Annotated in this window: 7 protein-coding genes; 4 read left to right on the top strand and 3 right to left on the bottom strand. The window is 65.4% G+C overall.

Features of this window, described 5'->3' with window-relative positions; all coding sequences use genetic code 11:
* From VK519_RS17165 to VK519_RS17155, 3 genes are all read left to right on the top strand, one after another.
* On the top strand, window positions 1-488 hold a 488-nt coding region (locus VK519_RS17165; protein WP_324351798.1), incomplete at its 5' end, for a YadA family autotransporter adhesin.
* A 161-nt stretch (window positions 489-649) separates the two neighbouring features.
* Complete coding sequence (locus VK519_RS17160) at window positions 650-1234, top strand: DUF1989 domain-containing protein (RefSeq protein ID WP_324351797.1); 585 nt, start codon at window positions 650-652, stop codon at window positions 1232-1234.
* Complete coding sequence (locus tag VK519_RS17155) at window positions 1227-2312, top strand: hypothetical protein (protein ID WP_324351795.1); 1086 nt, start codon at window positions 1227-1229, stop codon at window positions 2310-2312. Before VK519_RS17160 ends, VK519_RS17155 begins: the two co-directional genes overlap by 8 nt.
* A gap of 17 nt (window positions 2313-2329) precedes the next feature.
* Here the strand turns inward: VK519_RS17155 and VK519_RS17150 are convergent, their stop codons facing one another.
* From VK519_RS17150 to VK519_RS17140, 3 genes are all read right to left on the bottom strand, one after another.
* Window positions 2330-3232 (bottom strand): lysylphosphatidylglycerol synthase domain-containing protein, encoded by a 903-nt coding sequence (locus VK519_RS17150; protein WP_324351794.1) that lies wholly within the window; start codon window positions 3230-3232, stop codon window positions 2330-2332.
* A 70-nt stretch (window positions 3233-3302) separates the two neighbouring features.
* The gene (locus VK519_RS17145) at window positions 3303-4163 is read right to left on the bottom strand and encodes a DODA-type extradiol aromatic ring-opening family dioxygenase (protein WP_324351792.1); all 861 of its coding nucleotides are present in this window, start codon (window positions 4161-4163) and stop codon (window positions 3303-3305) included.
* A gap of 50 nt (window positions 4164-4213) precedes the next feature.
* Window positions 4214-5173 (bottom strand): LacI family DNA-binding transcriptional regulator, encoded by a 960-nt coding sequence (locus tag VK519_RS17140; protein ID WP_324351791.1) that lies wholly within the window; start codon window positions 5171-5173, stop codon window positions 4214-4216.
* 325 nt (window positions 5174-5498) lie between these two features.
* Between VK519_RS17140 and VK519_RS17135 the strand changes: the two genes are divergently transcribed.
* On the top strand, window positions 5499-7847 hold a 2349-nt coding region (locus VK519_RS17135; RefSeq protein ID WP_324351790.1), incomplete at its 3' end, for a glycoside hydrolase family 65 protein.

Raw genomic sequence — 7847 nt, 5'->3', positions numbered from 1 at the left:
TTGCCGCGGGTACCGGCGCCTTGGCTACGGCCGACAACTCGGTGGCCATCGGTGCCGGGTCCGTGGCTGATCGCGCCGACACGGTGTCGGTGGGTTCGGCGGGTGCCGAGCGCCAGATCTCCAACGTTGCAGCGGGTTCGCAGCGGACGGACGCTGCCAACTGGGGCCAGGTGCAGGATGCGCTGGCCACGGCCAACCGTTACACCGACGATCGCTTCGACGGCGTGAACCGCCGGATCGGCGAAGTGCAACGCCAGGCCAACCGTGGCATCGCCGCTTCCGCGGCCTTGATCAACGTCACGCCGTACATGCCCGGCAAGACGGTGCTCAACGCTGGTGTCGCGAACTATCGTGGTGAGTCCGCGCTGGGCGTGGGCGTGTCGCGCTGGAACGATACCGGCCGGGTGAACTTCAACGCCGGCGTGTCGGCCGCGGCGGGTGATTCGCCGATCTTCCGGATGGGGGTAGGCGTGGTTTTGGGCGACTGATGTCGCCCGGGGAAACGCCCCGGCACGAACGCCAGGGCCCCAGGGATGGGAACCGGTGAGGGAATATCGCGGCGGGCGCCTTTGGGCGCCCGTTTTTTTCACGGGGAGTTGCCCCGGCAACTCCTAGCATCGGCGATGAATCCCCCCGTCACAGGAAATTCATGCCACGCATCCCCCCACGTAGCGGCGTTGCATTCTCGATGAAGGCCGGCCAACGGCTGGTGGTGACCGATCCCTTTGGCGAGCAGGTGGCGGACCTCGTTGCCTTCAGCCTGGAAGATCCCCGGGAAGTCATTTCCTCGGGCCGGAGCATCGACTATGCGGGGAAGATCTACCTTTCCACCGGGGACGAGCTCTATTCCAATCGCAGCCGGGCCATGTTCCGTATCGGCGAGGACTACGTCGGGCGGCACGATTTCCTCTTGTCGCCATGCTCGGCGGAGATGTTCCGCAAGCTCTACGGCGATACCGAACCGCATCGCGGATGCTTCGGCAACCTTGCCGCCGCCCTGGCGCCCTATGGCATCAATGGCGACCAGATCCCGGTGGCCTTCAATGTGTTCATGAACGTCCCGGTGCATGCCGATGGCACCATCACGGTGGAACCACCGCTCAGCCGCGCCGGTGACTGCACCGTCTTCGAGGCACGGATGGACCTGATCGTCGGACTCACCGCCTGTTCGGCCGGGCAGTCGAACAACTTCGCCTATAAGCCGATCGACTATCAGGTGCGTGACCATGACTGAGCTTGCTGATCGCCTGGCCCGGCCACTGGGAGCAACACCGCGGGTCGGCCGCTTCGAGCGACTGCCGAAGTGGCTGAACCTGGTGCCGATGGTCGTACATTGGTGCTGGCTCGGCATCGGGTATCGAAGCCTGACATTGCCTTCGGCGCTCAACCCGGGCCTCACTGCCGGTGGCTTGCTTGGCGAAGGCAAGTCGGAATACTTCCGTGCCATGGGGCCGCTGGCGACTGCCGCAACGGCGCCGTACATCAGTTGCAAGAAATTCCCCGAGTGCGATGCCCAGGGCCTGGCGACCAGGCTCCGTGACGCGGGCCTGGCATACCCGGTGGTGGCCAAGCCGGAGATCGGCTGGTGCGGATTCGGCGTGCGACGCATCGATGACGAAGCGGGGCTTGCCGACTACCTAGATCGCTTTCCCGCAGGCGAGGATTTCATCCTGCAGCGGTACCTGGACGAACCGGGCGAAGCCGGGCTGTTCTACGTGCGTGAACCTGGGCAATCGCATGGCGAACTCGTCGCCATCCTGCTGCGTGCATACCCAAGCGTAGTCGGCAATGGCGTCGACGATATCGGTACCCTGGTGCGGCGTGATGTCCGCGCGCGGCGCGGCATGCACGATTCGCAGCACGCGGCATCGTTCGATCCTGGATACGTTCCCGTCAGCGGTGAGGTGGTGCGCGTGGCAACCGTCGCCTCCACGCGGGTAGGCGGGGGCTATGAAGACGGCACCCGGCTGCGTACGGCGGCGCTGGATGCGAAGCTTGACGAGATCGCCCGGGACATGGGTGATTTCCACGTGGGGCGTTTCGATGTCCGCTATGCCACACCGGCGGCGCTGGCCGCGGGGGACTTCACCATCATGGAAGTCAACGGTGCAGGTTCCGAGGCCGTGCATGCGTGGGATCCACGCTACGGCATCGCCGACGTCTACCGCATCGTCTTCGCCAAGCAACGGATGCTGTTCCGCCTGGGTGCCATGGCCCGCAAGCGTGGCAACGCCCCGGTAAGCGGGCGCAGGCTCGCGTCGTTGTTCCTTCGCCAGAGGCGACTGTTGCGGACCTATCCGCCGTCGAACTAGCCGTTCGGCGCCTTCGCTTATGCTTCACCCGGTGCCGGCTGGTTGACCAGGCGCTTGCGCAGGAAGTATTGCCAACTGAACACCAGTACTGCCGCGGCGCACGGAAGCAGGTTGTAGATCAGGCGGTAGAGCACCAGCGCGGCCAGCACTTCCTCGCCCGGTACCGAGGGCAGGGCAGCGAGCACGGTGGCCTCGAACACGCCAAGGCCGCCGGGCGAATGACTGATGATGCCGATCAGCACACCGATCACCAGTACCGGCACCAGGCCTGTGAAACTGGGCACCGCGCCTTCGGGCAGCAGGATGTAGAAGGCGATCGCCGCGGCCGTGGCTTCGATGAGCCCCAACACCAGCTGCTGTGCAAGCCAGGCGCGGCGGATGCGGGGTACCGTGACGTGACGGAACGGTTTCTTGCCGCTGGCCGCGGGCAACCACCAGATGGTGGCAAGCAGGGCAACGGCGATGATCGCCCCGGCCACGCGATGGGTCCAGGGATCTTCCGGTGCGATGATCATGGTGATCGCCAGCAGGCCGCCGGAACCCAGCCCGACACTGATGCCGACCAGGGTGACGATGCTGCCGATGTCGATCGCATTGAGTCCGCGCGCCTTGTAGGCGCGGTAGCGCACGGCGCCGCCGGTGAATGCATGGAAGCCCAGCGTGTTCGATAGCGCATGGGCCATCCAGCCCACCGCGAGCGATTGGCCTAACGGGATGCGTCCGGGAACTACGGCCTGCGTGGCGTAGCGCTCGTACAGCGCCAGCACGGTGAAGCTCACTACCGTGGCGCCCAGCGCGATCAGCATGCTTGACCACGAGGTATCGGCGAAGGAGTTGTGCAGGCTCGTCCAGGACATGGTCCTGGACAGGTGCACCAGGGTACCTATGGCCAGCGCCAGCAGTGCCAGCGTCAGGCCCACTTGTATCCACTTCCTTCCCTTCATCGACTCGCCATGGTCGCCGCGATACGGCGGTGGCGGTCATTGTGGCTCAAGCAGCCTCGGGAAGGGGCAGCCCCCAGGCATAGGAGTCCATCGCCAGCACGCCGTAGGTCATGCCACCGGGAAGCAACTGCGCCTGTTCGCCTTCGGTGGCGGCGCCCGCGGCCACCACCAGGGGCAGGAAATGTTCCTCGGTGGGATGTGCACGCTCGGCGGACGGTGCTTGCGCGCGGTAATGCAGCAGCGCATCGGTGTCGCCGCCGAGTACTGCCCGGGTCGCCCAGCTGGCGAATTCCTGGGCATAGGGGGCTTCCTTGCCGCCGTGGAATACCTCGTAGAGGTTGTGGGTGAGACTTCCCGAACCGACGATGGCCACGCCTTGCGCACGCAGCGGCGCCAAAGCGCGGCCCATGCGCCAGGCTCCGGCGGTATCGAAGTCGCGCGGCATGGATACCTGGAACACCGGCGTGTTCGCCTCGGGCAACAAGTAGCGCAGTGGCACCCATGCGCCGTGGTCCAGGCCGCGCCCGGCATCTGGCTCGGCGGCGAAGCCTGCTGATTCGAGCAGTTGCACGGCACGCGCGGCCCAGTCGGGTGCGCCCGGCGCCCGATAACTCAGTCGGTAAAGCGGTTCGGGAAAGCCTCCGAAGTCGTGGATGGTGTCCGGTGCGGGTGTGCTGGCCACGCGCACACCGCGCGTTATCCAGTGCGGCGAAACGATAAGTACCGCCTTGGCCGCGCCCATGCGCCCTCCTGCCGCTGTCAGTACCGGCCCGAGCTGGCCAGGTTGCAGGGCGAAGGTGGGCGCACCGTGGGAAATGAAGAAGGCAGGGGCGGAATGCGTAAGGTTGGTGTCCATGCACCCAATGTAGGTTGCCCGGGCATCGATGGGTACGCTCGTTGCGCGCACGCATTGTTTCTTCTGGCGTAACGACGGCAAAGCCGGCCATGTACTTGACGTCAGGTGCCGCGGATCACCAGCTCCACGGGCAGGCTCTCCGATTCGGCATCTTCGTGGCCGATGAGGCCCAGCACCTTGCGCGCCAGCAACGTACCGCCGCGCTGCCAGTCCTGACGCACGGTGGACAGCGCCGGAAGGAACGTGGCGCCCGCGGGCATGTCGTCGTAGCCCACCACCGAAACATCGCCGGGGACGGACTTGCCCAGCCCGACAGTAGCGCGGATGGCGCCCATGGCAAGCAAGTCGTTGCAGGCGAAGATGGCATCGAAGGCCACGCCGCGTGCATGCACCGCCTGAACGGCCTCGGCACCGGATTCGGGAGTGAATTCGTCCCGCTTGAGCAGCAACGGCTTGATGCCGCGTGCGGCCAGTGCGTCGACGAAACCATTGAGCCGGTCGAAGATTTCCGGATGGCTGGGATTGCCGATGAAGATCGGTTGCCGCCGTCCCAGTGCGAAGAAATGCTCCGCTACGCGCGCGCCGCCGCCGCGGTTGTCGCTGCCGATGGTGACGTGGGAACCGGCCACCGACGTTGCGCCCCACACCGCCATCGGCAACCCCAGGCGGTCGAAGCGGCGCACGGCTTCCTGGTTCGCACCCTGGCCCAGCAGGATCAGGCCGTCGGCCGCCTGTACCGCTGCCACGGTGGCGCCCTGGCGTGTGGTCAACAGCACGCTGTACCCGGCGGCGGTGAGCTCCTGCGAGATGCCGCCGAGCAAGGCCAACGGATAGGGATCGAACATGCCGCGCTGCGCCGTGGGCTTCATCTCCACGATCACGGCGACCGTATGGCTGCGGCGCAGCCGGAGGTTGCGCGCATTGACGTTCAGCTTGTAGCCATGCTCGCGGGCAATCGACTGGATGCGATCACGGGTCCGGGCATTAACCAGCGGACTGTCGCCCAAGGCGCGGGAAACGGTGATCTTCGACACGCCCGACAGGCGAGCGAGGTCTGCCATGGTAGGGCTGGACGGCGGCACGCGACCTGCGATGGCTTTAGTCGTCCGGCTCAACGGCCTGGTTTCCCCTGTGTGCTATCGCAGCCATGGCGTTCGCGTGGTTGCTTGGCCGCGGCCATGGTGCCTTATCGGCGCCAGGAATTCAGCCAGCCGATAATTGTGCACTGCAATATGTAACGAAGGTGTGACGCGGGTGTGAAGATACCTCGTTCGGGTGGCTTGATATCGATAACAATCGCTGGCACAGTTCGCTCGCCTGTGACGGTATGCAATCGTTTACGGGTAATGATATCGATAACAACCGACGTGCCGGGAACCCGTTAACGTGCCGACTAGCGCCATCGCTCCCTTGGCAGAAATTCCCAGCGTAGGGAAATGCGATCCGTGGGTGCTGCGGCGCCAGGGCACGGACACTTCGACTTTCGCCCAGGAAGAAAGCCTCTTCGCCGTTGCCAACGGCGCGCTGGGCGTACGCGGCGGCCTGGAGGAAGGTGGCAACCACAGCCAGCGCAGCTTTCTCGCCGGCGTATGGGAACGTTCGCCGATCCACTACCACGAGCGGTTTTCCGGTTTTGCCCGGCACACCGATACCCGAGTGCCCGTGGCCGATGGCACCGGCATCCGCCTGCGGCTGGGCGATACGCTTGTCGACCTGGCGCAGGGCCAATGGCTGGGCTTTGCCCGTGAACTGGACATGCGCCGCGGCGTCTTCCGGCGGACCCTGCGCTGGCGCAGTGCGTCGGGGCAGACGCTGGACATCATCGCCGAACGCCTTGCCGCGCTGGACGAGCCGGGGCTGCTGACGATGCGCTACCAGGTGATCTCGGTGGATTACTCAGGCTCCGTCACGCTGGAATCGTCCATCGACGCGGGCAAGGCTCCGGTGGAGCAGGGCGACGATCCTCGCATCGGTGCACAGATTGAAGGTGGCTTGCACCTGGTCGCCGCCCACGCCGACGAACGATCGGCCTGGGTGATGCAGCGGACCACCCACAGCGACATTTCCGTGGTCTGCGCGCAACGGCATCGCGTGATCGAAGGCGACCTTGCCATCGGTGCCTGCATGCCCACGGCGCGCGGCGTGGTGCAGGTGTTCAGCGGCACGCTGGCCCCCGGGCAGGGCGTGTCGATCGAGAAAAATGTCGGCTATGCGTGGACCGCCCCGGGCGATCAAGGCTCCGCGGAACGGTTGCATGCGCTCGCCGAAGCGGTACTCGACCGTGCCGGGGCGATGGGTTTCCCGGCGTTGCTGGTGCAGCAGGCCGGTACGCTCGAACGCTTCTGGAATGAAGTTGACCTTGGCTGCGACGACGCCCTGGTGGAACAGTCCCTGCGCTTCAACCTGTTCCATCTTTACCAGTCGTCCGGGCGCGACGGTAGCGGCAGCACCGCCGCCAAGGGCCTCACTGGCGAAGGTTACGAGGGGCATTATTTCTGGGACACCGAGGTCTTCATGTTGCCCGCGCTGGCGCCGGTGGCACCGGAGATCGCGCGCAACATGCTGGCGTACCGGTACCGCACGCTTGATCGCGCCCGTGCCCATGCCCGTGAGATGGATCACGCAAGTGGCGCGCTGTTCGCCTGGCGTACGATCAGCGGCGATGAGTGTTCGTCTTATTTTCCCTCAGGTTCTGCGCAGTACCACATCAATGCCGCCGTGGCCTGGGCGGTTCGCCATTACTGGGATGTCAGCGGCGACGACGGCTTCATGCTGGATGAGGGTGCCGAGATACTTTTCGAGACCGCGCGCGTATGGCGCGATGTAGGGCATTTCAGCGACCGCCACGACGGCGCGTTCTGCATCCACGAAGTAACCGGCCCGGATGAATATTCGGCGCTGGTGAACAATAACTTCTACACCAACCGCATGGCGCAGCGGCATCTGGCGGACGCTGCCGGCACGGCGCGCTGGATGGCCCAGGCGCATCCGGAACGGTTCGACGCGCTGGCCGCGCGCCTGGGCCTGACCGACGGGGAAGTGGCTCAGTGGCGGCAGGCGGCGGCCATGATGTACCTGCCAACGGACCCGGCGCTGGATATCTATCCGCAGGACGATGGTTTCCTCGACAAGCCGCGCCTGCCAGCGCACTTCCAGGACCACACCAACAAGCAGCCATTGCTGTTGCGCCTGCACCCTTTGACCATCTACCGCTACCAGGTGTGCAAGCAGGCCGATGCGCTGCTGGCACTGATGCTCGCCGGCGAGCATGTGGGCGTGGCCGCCAAGCGGCGCAACTTCGACTATTACGAAGGCGTCACCGTGCACGACTCAACGCTTTCGGCGTCGACTTTTGCCGTGATGGCGGCCGAAGTCGGCTATGCCGACAAGGCGTACGATTATTTCCTGGACACGCTGCGCGTGGATCTCGATGACCTGCATGGCAATGCAGCGCACGGCGTGCACATGGCGGCCATGGCTGGCAGCCAGCTGGCGCTGACCTGGGGCTTCGGCGGACTGCGCGTGCGTCATGGCAAGCCGTCGTTGGCGCCGCAATTGCCCAAGGCATGGAATTATTACCGCTTCGGACTGCATTGGCAGGGCTGCCACCTGCGGGTGGAAGTGGATGCCGATGGCGTGCTGTACACCCTCACGCGCGGCGAGCAACTTTCTTTCGCCCATGGCGGTGTACCGCAGACCCTCCAGGCCGGGCAATCCGTGCGCCTGGCACTGCCG

The organism is Pinirhizobacter sp., from assembly GCF_035317885.1.
GTDB lineage: Bacteria > Pseudomonadota > Gammaproteobacteria > Xanthomonadales > Rhodanobacteraceae > Pinirhizobacter.
The sequence above is the reverse complement of the archived record's forward strand: the minus strand, read 5'-3'. Positions and strand labels throughout refer to the sequence as shown.